Annotated in this window: 15 protein-coding genes; 3 read left to right on the top strand and 12 right to left on the bottom strand. The window is 63.9% G+C overall.

Going from position 1 to position 14,454, the window contains the following annotated elements; translation table 11 throughout:
* Positions 1-4 precede the first annotated feature (4 nt).
* The 3 genes from pyrC to K6G35_RS02005 are packed head-to-tail and all read right to left on the bottom strand — an operon-like array spanning position 5 to position 3,440.
* Positions 5-1,039 carry a dihydroorotase gene (pyrC, locus tag K6G35_RS02015; RefSeq protein ID WP_008646000.1) on the bottom strand — a complete coding sequence of 345 codons (1,035 nt, stop codon included), beginning with the start codon at positions 1,037-1,039 and terminating at the stop codon, positions 5-7.
* A 32-nt stretch (positions 1,040-1,071) separates the two neighbouring features.
* Positions 1,072-2,370 (bottom strand): glycerate kinase type-2 family protein, encoded by a 1,299-nt coding sequence (locus tag K6G35_RS02010; protein ID WP_008645998.1) that lies wholly within the window; start codon positions 2,368-2,370, stop codon positions 1,072-1,074.
* Entirely contained in the window at positions 2,367-3,440 is a 1,074-nt protein-coding gene (locus tag K6G35_RS02005) for a tartrate dehydrogenase (RefSeq protein ID WP_008645997.1), read from the bottom strand. Before K6G35_RS02005 ends, K6G35_RS02010 begins: the two co-directional genes overlap by 4 nt.
* A gap of 131 nt (positions 3,441-3,571) precedes the next feature.
* Here K6G35_RS02005 and K6G35_RS02000 point away from each other — a divergent pair, with 131 nt between their 5' ends.
* Entirely contained in the window at positions 3,572-4,402 is an 831-nt protein-coding gene (locus tag K6G35_RS02000) for a class II glutamine amidotransferase (protein WP_008645996.1), read from the top strand.
* Positions 4,403-4,498: 96 nt separating this feature from the next.
* Here the strand turns inward: K6G35_RS02000 and K6G35_RS01995 are convergent, their stop codons facing one another.
* From K6G35_RS01995 to K6G35_RS01970, 6 genes are all read right to left on the bottom strand, one after another.
* Positions 4,499-5,233: an amino acid ABC transporter ATP-binding protein gene (locus K6G35_RS01995; protein WP_008645995.1), complete on the bottom strand. Its 735-nt coding sequence runs from the start codon at positions 5,231-5,233 to the stop codon at positions 4,499-4,501.
* Positions 5,230-5,913, bottom strand: a complete 684-nt coding sequence (gltK, locus tag K6G35_RS01990) for a glutamate/aspartate ABC transporter permease GltK (RefSeq protein ID WP_008645994.1) — start codon at positions 5,911-5,913, stop codon at positions 5,230-5,232. The genes K6G35_RS01995 and gltK overlap by 4 nt, the downstream gene beginning before the upstream one ends.
* Positions 5,914-5,924: 11 nt before the next feature.
* Positions 5,925-6,653: an amino acid ABC transporter permease gene (locus K6G35_RS01985; protein WP_008645993.1), complete on the bottom strand. Its 729-nt coding sequence runs from the start codon at positions 6,651-6,653 to the stop codon at positions 5,925-5,927.
* 65 nt (positions 6,654-6,718) lie between these two features.
* On the bottom strand, positions 6,719-7,618 hold the full coding sequence (locus tag K6G35_RS01980) for a glutamate/aspartate ABC transporter substrate-binding protein (RefSeq protein WP_008645991.1): 900 nt from the start codon (positions 7,616-7,618) through the stop codon (positions 6,719-6,721).
* Positions 7,619-7,921: 303 nt separating this feature from the next.
* Complete coding sequence (locus tag K6G35_RS01975) at positions 7,922-9,229, bottom strand: Glu/Leu/Phe/Val family dehydrogenase (RefSeq protein WP_186425955.1); 1,308 nt, start codon at positions 9,227-9,229, stop codon at positions 7,922-7,924.
* 133 nt (positions 9,230-9,362) lie between these two features.
* Positions 9,363-10,307 carry a LysR family transcriptional regulator gene (locus K6G35_RS01970; RefSeq protein WP_024569482.1) on the bottom strand — a complete coding sequence of 315 codons (945 nt, stop codon included), beginning with the start codon at positions 10,305-10,307 and terminating at the stop codon, positions 9,363-9,365.
* Positions 10,308-10,484: 177 nt separating this feature from the next.
* Between K6G35_RS01970 and K6G35_RS01965 the strand changes: the two genes are divergently transcribed.
* A complete protein-coding gene (locus K6G35_RS01965) occupies positions 10,485-11,039 on the top strand; it encodes a cysteine dioxygenase family protein (RefSeq protein WP_008645985.1) in 555 nt (184 codons plus the stop codon).
* A gap of 62 nt (positions 11,040-11,101) precedes the next feature.
* Positions 11,102-11,560, top strand: coding sequence for an Lrp/AsnC family transcriptional regulator (locus K6G35_RS01960; RefSeq protein WP_008645983.1), 459 nt, complete (start codon positions 11,102-11,104; stop codon positions 11,558-11,560).
* Between the two features lie 67 nt (positions 11,561-11,627).
* Here the strand turns inward: K6G35_RS01960 and K6G35_RS01955 are convergent, their stop codons facing one another.
* From K6G35_RS01955 to K6G35_RS01945, 3 genes are read right to left on the bottom strand one after another with little or no spacing between them, the layout of a single operon-like run.
* Positions 11,628-12,407, bottom strand: coding sequence for an ABC transporter permease (locus K6G35_RS01955; RefSeq protein ID WP_035881372.1), 780 nt, complete (start codon positions 12,405-12,407; stop codon positions 11,628-11,630).
* Positions 12,404-13,249, bottom strand: coding sequence for an ABC transporter ATP-binding protein (locus tag K6G35_RS01950; protein ID WP_035881371.1), 846 nt, complete (start codon positions 13,247-13,249; stop codon positions 12,404-12,406). The genes K6G35_RS01955 and K6G35_RS01950 overlap by 4 nt, the downstream gene beginning before the upstream one ends.
* Positions 13,246-14,304 carry an ABC transporter substrate-binding protein gene (locus K6G35_RS01945; protein ID WP_024569484.1) on the bottom strand — a complete coding sequence of 353 codons (1,059 nt, stop codon included), beginning with the start codon at positions 14,302-14,304 and terminating at the stop codon, positions 13,246-13,248. Before K6G35_RS01945 ends, K6G35_RS01950 begins: the two co-directional genes overlap by 4 nt.
* Positions 14,305-14,454: the final 150 nt, after the last annotated feature.

Raw genomic sequence — 14,454 nt, 5'->3', positions numbered from 1 at the left:
CGACTTAGCTCGCCTTCCAGCGCAGCGTTTCGCCGGCGCGCAGCGGCACCAGCGTGGTATCACCGTACGGCAGCTCGGCCGGCAATTCCCAGTCTTCGCGCGTCAGCGTCAGCGTGCCGCTGTTGCGCGGCAGACCATAGAAGGCCGGGCCGTTGAAGCTGGAGAATGCCTCGAGCTTGTCCAGCGCGCCGGCAGCGTCGAACGCTTCGGCATAGAGCTCCATGGCATGGAGCGCCGTGTAGCAGCCGGCGCAGCCGCATGCGTGCTCCTTGAGGCCGCGTGCGTGGGGTGCGCTGTCGGTCCCAAGGAAGAAACGCGGGCTGCCCGACGTCGCGGCCTTGACCAGCGCCTCGCGGTGGATCTCGCGCTTGAGCACCGGCAGGCAGTAGTAGTGCGGACGAATCCCGCCCGTAAAGATTGCATTACGGTTGTACAGCAGGTGATGCGCGGTGATCGTCGCGCCGACCGGGCCTTCGGCCTCGGCCACGTACTGGGCCGCATCGCGGGTGGTGATGTGTTCGAACACCACCTTGAGCTCCGGGAAGTCGCGGCGCAGCGGCTTCATCACGCGGTCGATGAACACGGCCTCGCGATCGAAGATGTCGATGTCGCCATCAGTGACCTCGCCGTGGACGAGCAGCGGCACACCTTCACGCTGCATCGCCTCAAGCGTGGCGGCGCAGCGGCGGATATCGGTCACGCCGGCATCGCTGTTGGTGGTGGCGCCGGCCGGATACAGCTTGACGCCGTGGACGAAACCGCTCGCACGGGCCGCGACGATTTCCTCCGGCGGCGTGTTGTCGGTCAGGTACAGCGTCATCAGCGGTTCGAACGCCATGCCCGCCGGCAGCGCGGCCAGGATGCGCGCGCGGTAGGCACTGGCCTGCTCCACCGTGGTCACGGGCGGCTTCAGGTTCGGCATGATGATGGCACGTGCGAACTGGCGTGCCGTGTCGGGCAGTACGGCCGCCAGCGCCGCGCCATCGCGCAGGTGCAGGTGCCAGTCGTCCGGGCGGGTGATTGTGAGTTTCTGGGTCATGGGGACGAGCGAAACGAGTAAGACGGGGAAATCTAGAGAATCAGAATGGCGCGGTAGTCATTCACATTGGTACGCGTCGGGCCGGTCACGACCAGGTCGCCGATCGCATCGAAAAAGCCCCACGCGTCGTGTGCGTCGAGCTTCTGCCGGGCCGAAGTGCCGCTGCCTTCCGCCCGGGCCAGCGAATCGGGCGCCAGCAACGCGCCGGCATTGTCTTCGGACCCGTCGATACCGTCGGTATCGGCCGCGATCGCGTGGACATTCGGCGTGCCTGCCAATTCGATCGCCAGAGACAGCAGGAATTCGGAGCACCGCCCGCCGCGCGCCGATTCGGACGCGCCGCTTGGCAATGTGACCGTGCATTCACCGCCAGAAATCAGCGCAACCGGCGCGGCGAACGGCGCATTGTACGCCCGAATCTCGCGCACCAGCGCCGCGTAGACGCGGGCCACCTCCTGCGCCTCGCCAGTCACGGTATCGCCGAGCACCACCGCATTGACGCCCTGCCGACGGAACTCGGCCGCCGCGGCTTCCAGGCTGTCGTGTGCCGTGGCGATCATGCGATTGTCCACGTTCATGAACAGCGGATCGCCCGGCTTCGGCGTTTCCTCGATCTCGCCACGCGCGCCGCGCTCCAGATGCGCCTGCACGGTTGCCGGCACCGCCGCGCCATAGCGCTTGAGGATCGCCAGCGCATCGGCGTACGTGCTCGCGTCCGGCACGGTCGGGCCCGATGCAATCGCGCTCGGGTCGTCCCCGGCCACGTCCGAGACGATCAACGTGGTCACCGGCGCGCGGCTGGCCTGCGCCAGGCGGCCGCCCTGGATGCGCGAGGTGTGCTTGCGCACGATATTCATGTCCGTGATCGGCGCCCCGCAGCGCAGCAACTCGCGCGTGGTGGCCTTGAGGTCGGCCATGGGAATGCCCTCGGCCGGCAACGACAGCAGGCTCGACCCGCCGCCGGAGACCAGCACGATCAACCGGTCATCCGGGCCCAGCGCCTGCACACGGGCAAGGATGTCGGCGGCCGCCTGCTCGCCGGCCTCGTCCGGCACGGGATGGCCGGCTTCGATCACGCGGATATGTTCGGTCGGCAGGCCGTGCGCATAGCGCGTGACGACGATGCCTTCCAGGCTGGCCTTGCCCTGGTACGCGCGTTCGACGGCCAGCGCCATCGACGCCGCGGCCTTGCCTGCCCCCACGACCAGCGTGCGGCCGCCCGCGTGCGGTGGTGGCAGGTGCGCGGCCACGATTTCGAGCGGATCGGCTGCAGCCACGGCGGCGCGGAAGCTCTCCAGCAGCAATGTACGGGGATCGACCTGTGCGTTCACAGCGCCTCCGCGATGGCCTGGCCGAGATCGACCGTGGAGGCGGTACCGCCAATATCACGCGTCAGCGGCGCATGACCCGGTCCCGCGGCCAGCACCTGCTCGATGGCCGCCAGCACGGCCGCGCCAGCCTCGGCGTGGCCCAGGTGTTCGAGCATCATCGCACCGCACCAGATCTGGCCGATCGGATTGGCGATGCCCTGGCCAGCGATGTCGGGCGCCGAGCCGTGCACGGGCTCGAACAGGCTGGGATAAACCTTGTCAGGATTGATGTTGCCCGACGGCGCCACGCCGATCGTGCCGGTACAGGCCGGGCCGAGATCGGACAGGATGTCGCCAAACAGGTTGCTGGCCACCACTACGTCGAACCAGTCCGGGTGCTGTACGAAGTGGGCGGTCAGGATGTCGATGTGGTACTTGTCGACCTTCATGCCGGGATAGTTGGCGGCCATCGCCTCCACCCGTTCGTCCCAGTACGGCATCGTGATCGAGATCCCGTTGGACTTGGTGGCCGACGTCAGGTGCTTCTTCGGACGTTTCTGCGCCAGTTCGAACGCGAATTTCAGGATGCGGTCGACGCCGTGCCGGCTCATCACCGTCTCCTGCATCACGATCTCGCGCTCGGTGCCCGGGAACATGCGCCCACCGATACTCGAATACTCGCCCTCGGTGTTCTCGCGCACCACGTAGAAATCAATGTCGCCCGGCTTTCGGTCGGCTAGCGGGCTCTTGATGCCGGGCATCAGCCGGACCGGGCGCAGGTTCACGTACTGGTCGAACGAGCGCCGGAACTGCAGCAGGGAGCCCCACAGCGACACGTGATCGGCAATCTTCGCCGGCCAGCCAACCGCGCCAAAGTAGATGGCGTCGTACTTGACCAGGGTGTCAAACCAGTCGTCCGGCAGCATCTTGCCGTGGCGCTCGTAGTACGCGTAACTGGAAAAATCGAAGTGGTCCCACTGAAAATCGATGCCGAAACGGCGTGCGGCGGCATCCATGACGCGGATGCCTTCGGGCATCACTTCCGTTCCGATTCCGTCTCCGGGAATGACAGCGATCTTGTATTGACTCATGGCTGGGAAGGAGGGGGTGACTGCGGGGGGAGGCGCGTACCGCCGCCGTGCTTGGCAGCGCCGGGCACGCGCAGGATAATGCCTGCATTCTATTGCAAAGCGGCAGCCCCCTGCCGCACGGTGCCTTCGCCATGTGCCAGCTTCTAGGCATGAATTGCGCCACGCCCACGGACGTGACGTTCTCCTTTACCGGCTTCGCCGCCCGCGGCGGTGTGACCGACCATCATTCCGATGGATTCGGCGTCGCATTCTTCGAGGACAAGGCCTGCCGGCTGTTCATCGACAACCAGTCGGCGGGTACCTCGCCGGTGGCCGACCTGATCAAGCGCTACCCGATCAAGTCAAAGAACGTGATCTCGCATATCCGCAAGGCCACTCAGGGCACTGTCTTGCTCGAGAACTGCCATCCGTTCATGCGAGAACTCTGGGGACGGCACTGGATCTTTGCCCACAACGGTGACTTGCACGGCTTTGCGCCGTTCCTGTCCGGCGTCTACCAGCCGGTGGGAGACACCGACAGCGAGCTGGCGTTCTGCGCGCTGATGCAGGGCCTGCGCAAGCGCTTCCCCGGATCTCAGCCGCCGCTCAACGAACTCGGCCATGCGCTGGCCGACATCACGCGCGACATCACGCTGCACGGGGTGTTCAACTACCTGCTCTGCAACGGGCAGGCGCTGTTCGCGCACTGCTCCACGCGCCTGTACTACATCGTGCGCCAGTGGCCGTTCTCGAAGGCGCACCTGATTGATGCCGACCTGTCGATCGACTTCGCGCAGGTGACCACACCCGACGACCGCGTGGCCGTGATCGCCACCGCGCCGCTGACGGACAACGAGACCTGGACCCAGTTCGCGCCGGGAGACTTGATCATGTTCGAGGACGGTAGGCCCACCATGACGTGGAGCGTGCCCATCCCGCCGGAAGTCCAGGCGAAGAACGCGGCGAATACGGCCTGCACCTGAGTCCGACCCTGAGTCCGACCCTGACCAAATGAAAATGCCCCTCCCCGCGTGGCGGGAAGGGGCACTTGGCGCCTGCGTCCGTCTGGTTGCCTGCGCTCAGTGGTGCAGGATCTTCGACAGGAACTGCTTGGCTCGGTCCGAGCGGGCGTCAATGTTGCCGAAGAACTCTTCCTTCGCGCAGTCTTCCACGATCTTGCCGGCGTCCATGAAGATCACACGGTTGGCCACCTTGCGCGCGAAACCCATTTCGTGGGTCACGCACATCATGGTCATACCTTCCTGTGCGAGCTGCACCATCACGTCCAGCACCTCGTTGACCATTTCCGGGTCGAGCGCCGAGGTCGGTTCGTCGAACAGCATGCAGATCGGGTCCATCGACAGCGCGCGGGCAATCGCCACGCGCTGCTGCTGACCGCCGGAAAGCTGGCCCGGGTACTTTTCCGCCTGGCTCTTCAGGCCCACGCGCTCCAGATACTTCAGGCCCTTTGCCATCGCCTCGTCCTTCGAGCGGCCCAGCACCTTCATCTGTGCGATGGTCAGGTTCTCGGTGATCGACAGGTGCGGGAACAGTTCAAAGTTCTGGAACACCATGCCCACGCGCGAACGCAGTTTGGGCAGGTTGGTCTTCGGATTGCCCACCGACGTGCCGTCGACGAGGATGTCGCCCTTCTGGAACGGCTCCAGCGCATTGACGGTCTTGATCAGCGTGGACTTGCCCGAACCGGACGGACCGCACACCACCACCACTTCACCCTTGGCAACCTTGGTGGTGCAGTCGGTCAGCACCTGGAAGGCGCCGTACCACTTGGAAACGTTATTGATTTCGATCATACAGCCACCTTTTTCTGGTAACGCTTGACCAGCAGCGAAGCGGAGAAACAAATGATGAAGTAGATGAGGCCGGCGAAAAGCAGCATCTCGACGATGCGGCCATCACGTTCGCCAATGCCGTACGCCTGACCGAAGAAGTCCGCCAGCGCGCTCACGTAGACCAGCGACGTATCCTGGAACAGGATGATGCCCTGCGTCAGCAGCAGCGGCACCATGTTGCGGAACGCCTGCGGCAGGATCACCAGCCGCATGCTCTGGCCATAGGTCATGCCCATCGCCTGCGCGGCGAACATCTGTCCGCGCGACACGCTCTGGATACCGGCGCGGATGATCTCCGAGTAATACGCGGCCTCGAACAGCGAGAACGCGATCAGCGCCGAAGTCATGCGCAGGTCCGATGCCGCCGACAGGTTGAACGTCTTCTGCAGCAACTGCGGAATGATCAGGAAGAACCACAACAGCACCATCACCAGCGGGATGGAGCGGAAGAGGGTCACATACCCCTGCGCGAACCAGTTCAGCAGCTTGTTCGACGACAGGCGCATCATCGCCAGGATCGTGCCCCAGACGATGCCGACGATCACCGCGGTCACGGTGATCTTGGCCGACACGAGCATCCCTTCGCCCAGCACATGCAGCGTGGAGGGGTTGATCGAGCTGAAATCAAATTCGTATGCCATGTTCCAGCTCCTTACTTGCCACCGATGAAGCCGGGCACGCGGGTGCGACGTTCCACCCAGCGCATTAACAGCATCACGGTGAAGTTGATGAGCGCGTACAGCACCGTGACGGCGATGAACGACTCATACGGGCGCGCGGTGTAGTCCACCAGCTGGCGTCCCTGCGCAGCCAGTTCCAGCAGACCGATCGTCGACGCCACGGCCGAGTTCTTGAAGATGTTCAGGAACTCGGAAGTCAGCGGCGGCACGATAACGCGGAATGCCATCGGCAGCAGCACGTAGCGATACGTCTGCGGCAGCGTGAAACCCATCGCCAGACCCGCGTTCTTCTGGCCGCGCGGCAGCGAGTTGATACCCGAGCGCACCTGTTCGCAAACCCGGGCGGCCGTGAAGGTCCCCAGACAGAGCATGGCGGCCAGGAACTGCTGGGTGAACGGATTCATCTGCTTGATCGTCTCGCCGCCGGGCAGCAGTTCGGGGCCGACGAAGTACCAGATGAAAAGCTGCACCAGCAGCGGAATGTTCCGGAAGATCTCGACGTAGGTAGCGGCGATCCCCGACAGCCACTTGTTCGGCACGGTGCGCAGCACACCCAGCACCGACCCGATGGCGAGAGCGATGATCCACGAGGACAGGCCAAGCGCGATCGTCACCTTGAGACCGGAAATCATCCAGTCCAGGTAGGTCTCGTTCGCCGCCGCCTGCTCGAGGAAGACTCCCCAATGAAAAGCGTAATCCATGATGCGTCCTCAAAAAGAAACGGAAGGACTGCTCCTTCCGTTTCGCACTGCTCCAATCGTGGGGATCAGTCGAGTGCCTTGTCGTTCGGGTTCTTGAAGAGCGCCTTCATGTCATCGGACAGCGGGAAGTCCAGGTTCAGGCCCTTCGGCGGTACCGGTTGCATGAACCACTTGGTGTACATCGTGTTGATCGTGCCATCCTTCATCAGGCCGGCGATCACGTGATCAGACACCTTCTTGAACGGCGCATCATCCTTGCGGATCATGCAACCATAGGCTTCGCGCGATTGCGGCTTGCCCACCACGATCCAGTCGTTCGGGTTCTTGGCCTTGGCGCGCTCGCCGTAGAGCAGTGCGTCGTCCATCATGAATGCCACGGCACGGCCCGATTCCAGCGTCAGGAACGACTGGCCATGATCCTTGGTGCTGATGATGCTCATGCCCAGCTTCTGGTCATCGTTCATCTTGCGCAGCAGGCGCTCGGACGTCGTGCCGGCAGTGGTCACCACGTTCTTGCCCTTCAAGTCGGCCCAATCCTTGATGCCGCCGTCCTTCTTCACCATGATGCGCGTGCCGATGATGAAGATCGTGTCGGTGAAGGAGACCTGCTTCTGGCGTTCCAGATTATTGGTCGTGGAGCCGCACTCGATGTCGATCGTGCCGTTCTGCAACAGCGTGATGCGGTTCTGCGACGTGATCGGGATTTCCTTGACCTGCAGGTTCGGCAGCTTGAGCTGGTCCTTGATGGCTTCCACGATCTTCATATTGATATCGTAGGAATAGCCCACCTGACGCACGCCGCCCAGGTTGTAGTTGAAAGGAATCGACGAATCGCGCACGCCCAGCGTGATGACACCCGTATCCTTGATCTTCTGCAGCGTGCCCGTGAGCTGCTCTGCGGCCTGCGCGTTACCGCACAGGACGCCTGCGGCGATCATCAGGCCAGCCAGCTTGGCTACATTCATAACATCTCCTTGACCATGAAGAGAAAGGCGGGACTTTATCAAATGTCCCACCGACGAAACAGTATTGCTTAGCTCGCCACCCAGCACAACGGGTATTCCCCTAATTGGGGCAAGTTAGAGCACAGATTCGCGGCGATGCGCCAAATCGTGACACAACTGCCCACATGGCCTCGTTCCCCCGCAAGCCCCGGAAATAAAAAAGCGGCGACTGGAACCAACCAGTCGCCGCGTTTCGGTGTCATCCAGGCAATGGGCAACCTTGCTGCGTCGCAGCACCGGCCGCCCACCGGGAACCCTGCCTCATCAGGGATACAGGCCGCGCATTTCGCGCGCCTGCAGAATACGCGTACAGGCAACGATAAACGCAGCCGTCCGCAACGTGACCTTGTTGTCCTGGGCAACCTGCCAGATTGCCCGGAAGGCCTCTTGCATGATCCGTACCAGGCGCTCGTTGATCTCCTCTTCGGTCCAGAAGAAGCTCGAGAAATCCTGCACCCACTCAAAGTAGGACACGGTCACGCCGCCGGCGTTGGCGATCACGTCCGGGCAAACCAGGATATTGCGCTCGCGCAGGATATCGTCGGCCTCGGGCGTGGTCGGACCGTTGGCGCCCTCGATCACCAGCTTCGCCTTGATCTTCGGCGCATTGCTGGCGGTCAGTTGCCCTTCCAGCGCGGCCGGGATCAGGATGTCGCAATCAACTTCCCAGAACTGCTCGGTGGAGATGACCTCGGCGCGGTAGCCTTCGATCGTGCCGCTGTGCGACGCGTATTCCATCATCTTCGGCACGTCCAGGCCAGCCGGATCGAACAGCGTGGTGCGATGGTCCTGCACCGCCACCACCGTCGCGCCCGCCTCATGGAACAGCTTGGCTGCCACGGCACCAACGTTGCCGAAGCCCTGCACCGCCACGCGCGCGCCCTTGATGTCCATGCCCAGATTGCGGGCCGCCTCGGAACCAACGACGAACACGCCGCGGCCCGTGGCTTCGTGACGACCCAGCGAGCCGCCCAGCGAGATCGGCTTGCCGGTCACCACGCCGGTAGCCGTGCTGCCCGAGTTCATCGAGTAGGTATCCATCATCCAGGCCATGACCTGGGCGTTGGTGTTCACGTCCGGGGCGGGAATGTCCTTGCTCGGTCCGATGATGATGTTGATTTCGCTCGTGTACCGGCGGGTCAGGCGTTCCAGTTCGCCGTGCGACAGGCTGCGCGGATCAACGCGGATACCGCCCTTGGCGCCGCCGTACGGCACGTTCACGGCCGCGTTCTTGACCGACATCCAGGCCGACAGCGCCATTACCTCGGACAGCGTCACGTCCTGGTGGAAGCGGACGCCGCCCTTGCCCGGGCCGCGCGACAGGTTGTGCTGCACGCGATAGCCCTCGAAGTGGGCGATCGTGCCGTTGTCGAGTTCGATGGGTACGTCGACGATCAGCGCGCGCTTCGGGCGCTTCAGGGTTTCCACCCAGCGTGCCAGCGAGCCCAGGTAGGGCGTGACACGGTCGACTTGCTGCAGGTAGATCCCCCACGGGCCGAGGTTGTCGGCGTTCAGGTACGAAGGCAGGGTATGAGCATTGGAGACGTTTTGCGTCGGTGCTGCGGAAGACATCGTTGGGTCCCGAGTAAAGGTGACACGGAGCATATCGGCGGCCCCATCCCTGAATCCAATGCCGTTTGATCATCCCCATATGCATGGTTATGCAAGACTCGCATAACCATTACCCCACCCCAAATTGGGTTTTTTACGAGGTCAGCGCCGCCCAGATCTTGTCCACAAGCTGGCGCTTGCGGCGCTGCTGGCTGCCGCGCCGCTCGTTGGCGTGTTCCGGCGGCCGTTCGCGATAGAGCCGGATTTCCATGTCGATCGACTGGGGCAAGCCCTTCGCGGCATCGGCGCGTACCAGCCGGCCGGCGGCCACGTCCTCGCGTACCGCGCTCTCGGGCAGGAAGGCCATGCCATGCCCGGCCAGCGCCATGACCTTGAGCGCCTCGGCCATATCGGTCTCATAGCATTTGTCGAGCTTGAGCGTTTCCGGCGATTCGGCCAGCAGCATGTCCACCATGCGGCCAAGGAAGGCATTGGGCGTGTAGCTCAGGTACGGCACCGGCTTCTTGTCGGTGCCGGGCATCCGGAACAACGGGCGGCCGGACGCATCGGGGACGCTATAGGGCGACAGGCGCTCGGTGCCGAGCACCAGCATGTCGTAGTGCGCCGGGTCAAGCTGGATGGCCTGGCGCGAGTGGTGATAGACCATGACGAGATCGCACCCGCCTTCGACGAGCATCAGCACCGCGTCGTGCACGTTCAGCGCCCGCAGCCGGCATGGCAGCGTGCCGACCTTGCGCTCGACGCCCTTGAGCCACTCCGGGAAAAACGTCAGCGACAGCGTGTGCGGTACCGCGAATTCCAGCACTTGCGCGTTAGCCGAGCGCTGGCCGCGCATTAGCGCTCGCGTCTCGCTGACCTGCGCCAGCATCGCCAGCGCCTGTTCGTAGAACACCTTGCCGGCGGCAGTCAGGCTGGTGGGATAACTCGAACGGTCGATCAGTTCGGTGCCGACCCACGCCTCGAGCGACTGAATCCGGCGCGAGAATGCCGGCTGCGTGACATGCCGCAGCTCTGCCGAGCGCGAGAAGCTGTGCGTCTCTGCCAGGCTGACGAAGTCTTCAAGCCATTTGATTTCCATGGCGCGGATTATCACCCGGCGCCCGCCCGGACGCACGATGCGCAAGCTCATTCCCCAAAATGCGCATCCAGTAGAACAGGATTACAATTCCAATCGATTCCAGACTGAAATTTGCATCATTGTGCTCGGAGGGTCCTCCTATGATGGAAGCCATAACACCACCAAGACGAGCTCGCCATGCAAACCTCCGCCCCTTGCGCCCGCTCCGGCGCCCCGGAACCGTCGCCACTGACGCCGTTCACCAGCGGAATCGAAGCCACCCTGGCCAAGAACGCCCGCATGGTCGCCGAACAGGTCGCCGCGAGCCTGCCCGACGCCGAAACGCTGCTGGCCAGCCTGCCGCCGGGCGCGCTGGAAGGCAGCCCGGATACCTACACCCGCCATCTGGTCCACGCCGACCCGTTCGAACGCTTTTCCGTGATGCTGCTGGTCTGGCGTCCCGGCCAGTTCAGCCCGGTGCACGGCCATCGCACGTGGTGCGCGTATCGCGTGCTGCGCGGCACCATGTACGAGCGGCACTACCGCTGGGATCCGGAAAGCCGCACGGCGTCGCAGGTCGGCGCCGTGACGCGCGAAGCCGGCGACACGTTCAGTGTGCCGGCCGGCCTGCAACACATCCACGCCCTCGGCAATGCCAGCGACGACGTCACCGTCTCGCTGCACATCTACGGCGTGGAACAGAGCCGTATCTCCACCGGCGTCAACCTGCTGGTGGACACCGTCGTCAGCTGACACTCGCACCGCAAGGGCGGCGGGTGCCCGGCACCCCTTCCGCCCCTTGATTGCGAGACCCCATGGACCGTTATGACCGTCAGATCCTCGGCATTCTGCAGGAGGACGCCACCGTGCCCGTCGCCGAGATCGGCGAACAGGTCGGCCTGACATCGACGCCCTGCTGGCGCCGAGTACAAAAGCTGGAAGAGTCCGGCATCATCCGCAAGCGCGTGGCGCTGCTCGACCCCGCCAAGCTGAACGTCGGCGTGACCGTCTTCGTCTCGGTCCGCACCAACCAGCACAGCGAGAAATGGCTCAAGACCTTCCACGGGCTGGTGGCGTCGATCCCGGAAGTCACCGAGTTCTATCGCATGGCGGGCGATACCGACTACCTGCTGCGCGTGGTGGTGCCCGATATCGCCGCCTATGACGCCGTGTACAAGAAGCTGATCCAGGGCTCCGAGCTTGCTGACGTCAGCTCCAGCTTCGCGATGGAACAGATCAAGTACACGACGGCGCTGCCGCTGGACTACGCGTAGCGGGTCAGGCGTCCGAGAGGCTACTCCCCGCTCCCTCCGAGCGGGAGCGGGGAGAAACGCAGAAACCTCACCCCCGATGCGCCCAGCCCGTCATCCGTTTCTCCAGCACCGAGAACAGCTCATACATGCCCATCGCCATGATGGCGATGACGACGAGACCGGCGAACGCGAGTGGCATCTTCATGGCCGATCCTGCCGATACGAGCAGATAGCCGATGCCTTCGTTGGCGGCGCTCATCTCCGACACCGTGGTGCCGACGAACGCAAGCGTGATCGCCACCTTCAGCGAGGCGAAGAAGAACGGCATCGCGCGGGGCAGGCCCACCTTCAGCAGCACGTCGCGGCGCTTGGCGCCGAGCACGCGCAGTACGTCCTCGAGTTCGGGTTCGAGCGTCGCCAGCCCCGTCGCGATATTGACCATGATCGGGAAGAACGAGATCAGGAACGCGGTCAGGATCGCCGGCCCGGCGCCAAGCCCGAACCACACCACCAGGATCGGCACGAACGCCGCCTTCGGCAGCGCGTTGAAGGCCGTCATCAGCGGATAGGTTGCCGCGTACGCCAGCTTCGACGATCCCATCAGCATGCCGAGCACCACGCCCACCACAATGGCCAGGCCGAAGCCGACCATCGTGGTCCAGAAGGTGCGCCACGCGTGTGCGGCGATCACATCGCCATACTCGGTCATCGAGGAGACGATCGAAGATGGGCTCGGCAGGATGAAGTCCGACACGTTGAACGCGAGGCACGCCACCTGCCACAGCAACAGGAACGCACCGAGCAACAGCCACGGCGCCACACGCTGCACGCGCTTTGCCTGAATCGAAGACATCGTGTTCATGATCATTGCTGCCTGACATGGCCGATCTTCTCGCGCAACTCGTGCACGCGTTCGGCGAAGGGTTCGGAATAGGTGACATCGAGCGGACGCGGGCGCGGCAAGTCGATCTCCCGGCGCAGCAGGATGCGTCCCGGCCGCGCGCTCATGACGTACACGGTATCGGCCAGGAACACGGCCTCGCGCAGATCGTGCGTGACGAGGATCACGTTGAAGCGCTGCGCCTGCCAGAGGTCCCGCAGCACGCACCAGAGTTCCTCGCGCGTGAACGCATCGAGCGCGCCGAACGGCTCATCCAGCAGCAGCATTCGCGGCTGATGGATCAGCGCCCGGCAAATCGACGCCCGCTGCTGCATGCCGCCCGAAAGCTGCCACGGATACTTGTCCTCGTAGCCAGCAAGCCCGACCGTCTTCAGCAGATCGCGGGCGCGCGCCACATACTCGTCGCGCTTCGCGCGCATCGTCGAGCGGTACGGCTCGACGATCTCGAGCGGCAGCATCACGTTGTCGAGCGTGGTGCGCCATGGCAGCAGCGTCGGCGCCTGGAAAGCCATGCCCACCTGCTTGAGCGGCCCGCTGACCTTCTCGCCGTTGATGCTGACCGCACCACGCGTGGCTTGCCGCAGGCCGGTAGCCAGCTTCATGAACGTCGACTTGCCGCATCCGGATGGGCCGACGATGGCGATGAACTCGCCTTCGGCTGCCTGCAGCGAGATGTCCTCGACCGCGAACTCCCCGCGCCGCGCCAGCTCGTCGTCATAGGCCAGCCAGACGCGATTGAAATCGACGAACGGCCGGGTTGCGTTGGAGGCTCCGCCAGTGGCGGGGTGAAGCGCTTGCCGGGCCATCATCGCAGGACATCCAGTTCGGCTGCCGACGGCAGATAGGCATCGGTCCACAGCGCATCGGGATTGATACGCCCCTTGGTGGCGAAGGCGTCGGCCACCTGGGATGCCATCAGCGACAGGCGCGGCTTGTTGACGCGCCCGAAACCTTCCGCCTTGGCATCGGGCGACTTGACCACCGCGTCGAGCGCCATCTTCAGCCGGCGAACTTCGAGCTTCTCGTCGATGATCCCGTCGCGCGCCTTCACGGCCTTGATCCCCTCCTCCGGGTTCGCGATCACGTCCTTCGCCGATTTCGCGAACGCCCGCAGGAAGGCCTTGACCGCTTCAGGGTGGGCCTTCAGAAACTGCTCCGACGCAATGATCGCGTTGCCATACAGCTTCACGCCGTACTGCGGATACGGGAGCACGACGATGTCCTCATCCTTCACGCCGCGCGCATTGAGATTCAGGATCGACGTGAACGAGAAGCCGGTGATCGCATCGAGATCGCCACGCGTCAGCATGGTCTCGCGCAGCGTCGGATCCATCGCCTGCCAGTTGAACGACGCCGCCTGCAGGCCGTTGGCCTTGGCGAAGATCGGGAACGCGCGGCGGCCGGCATCGAATACCGGGGCGCCGAGCTTCTTGCCGGTCAGGTCCTTCGGCGCGCGAATGCCGGACTTCTTCAGCGCCAGCACCGCGGCTGGCGTGTTGTTGTAGACCATCATCACGGCCACCGGCTTGTTCTTCGCGTCCGGGTTGTTGCCGTAGAACTCCATCACCGATGCCAGATCGGCAAAACCCATGTCATACGTGCCGGAGGCCACGCGATTGACCACGTTGCCCGATCCGTTGCCGGCGTCGATCGACACGTCGAGCTTCTCGGCCTTGTAGTAGCCCTTCTGCTCGCCAAGCAGGAACAGCGCGGATGGCCCTTCAAAGCGCCAGTCGAGCTGAAAGCGGATCTTCGTCGCGGTCTGCGCCTGCGCGGTGCCCGCGCAGAGTGTCGACAGCACCATGGTGGTGCCCATGACGGTGCACAGCTTCAGCAGATGACGGCGCAGAGGGGATTGCGGCATGGACCTTCTCCAGTAGTTGATCTCTCTGGAGAGGGCTTTTCGCAAGTGGCGTGCCAGCTTTTCAGGCGTCGCTCATGCACCGGGGCAAGGCGTGCCGGTGGCGCAATGACGAACCAGGATTGTGCGCGGACAGTTTTCAGCCGCGGTTGC

It is taken from the genome of Cupriavidus sp. HY129, assembly GCF_059492215.1.
This window is presented reverse-complemented; position numbering and strand designations above follow the sequence as displayed.

Excerpts from the sequence above, each read along its gene's own strand:
- pyrC (WP_008646000.1), bottom strand. The coding sequence starts at position 1,039 with ATGACCCAGAAACTCACAATCACCCGCCCGGACGACTGGCACCTGCAC.
- K6G35_RS02005 (WP_008645997.1), bottom strand. The coding sequence starts at position 3,440 with ATGAGTCAATACAAGATCGCTGTCATTCCCGGAGACGGAATCGGAACG.
- K6G35_RS01950 (WP_035881371.1), bottom strand. The coding sequence starts at position 13,249 with ATGATGGCCCGGCAAGCGCTTCACCCCGCCACTGGCGGAGCCTCCAAC.
- K6G35_RS01970 (WP_024569482.1), bottom strand. The coding sequence starts at position 10,307 with ATGGAAATCAAATGGCTTGAAGACTTCGTCAGCCTGGCAGAGACGCAC.
- K6G35_RS01965 (WP_008645985.1), top strand. The coding sequence starts at position 10,485 with ATGCAAACCTCCGCCCCTTGCGCCCGCTCCGGCGCCCCGGAACCGTCG.
- K6G35_RS01960 (WP_008645983.1), top strand. The coding sequence starts at position 11,102 with ATGGACCGTTATGACCGTCAGATCCTCGGCATTCTGCAGGAGGACGCC.
- K6G35_RS01985 (WP_008645993.1), bottom strand. The coding sequence starts at position 6,653 with ATGGATTACGCTTTTCATTGGGGAGTCTTCCTCGAGCAGGCGGCGGCG.
- K6G35_RS01975 (WP_186425955.1), bottom strand. The coding sequence starts at position 9,229 with ATGTCTTCCGCAGCACCGACGCAAAACGTCTCCAATGCTCATACCCTG.
- K6G35_RS01945 (WP_024569484.1), bottom strand. The coding sequence starts at position 14,304 with ATGCCGCAATCCCCTCTGCGCCGTCATCTGCTGAAGCTGTGCACCGTC.
- K6G35_RS01955 (WP_035881372.1), bottom strand. The coding sequence starts at position 12,407 with ATGATCATGAACACGATGTCTTCGATTCAGGCAAAGCGCGTGCAGCGT.
- K6G35_RS02000 (WP_008645996.1), top strand. The coding sequence starts at position 3,572 with ATGTGCCAGCTTCTAGGCATGAATTGCGCCACGCCCACGGACGTGACG.
- K6G35_RS01995 (WP_008645995.1), bottom strand. The coding sequence starts at position 5,233 with ATGATCGAAATCAATAACGTTTCCAAGTGGTACGGCGCCTTCCAGGTG.
- gltK (WP_008645994.1), bottom strand. The coding sequence starts at position 5,913 with ATGGCATACGAATTTGATTTCAGCTCGATCAACCCCTCCACGCTGCAT.
- K6G35_RS01980 (WP_008645991.1), bottom strand. The coding sequence starts at position 7,618 with ATGAATGTAGCCAAGCTGGCTGGCCTGATGATCGCCGCAGGCGTCCTG.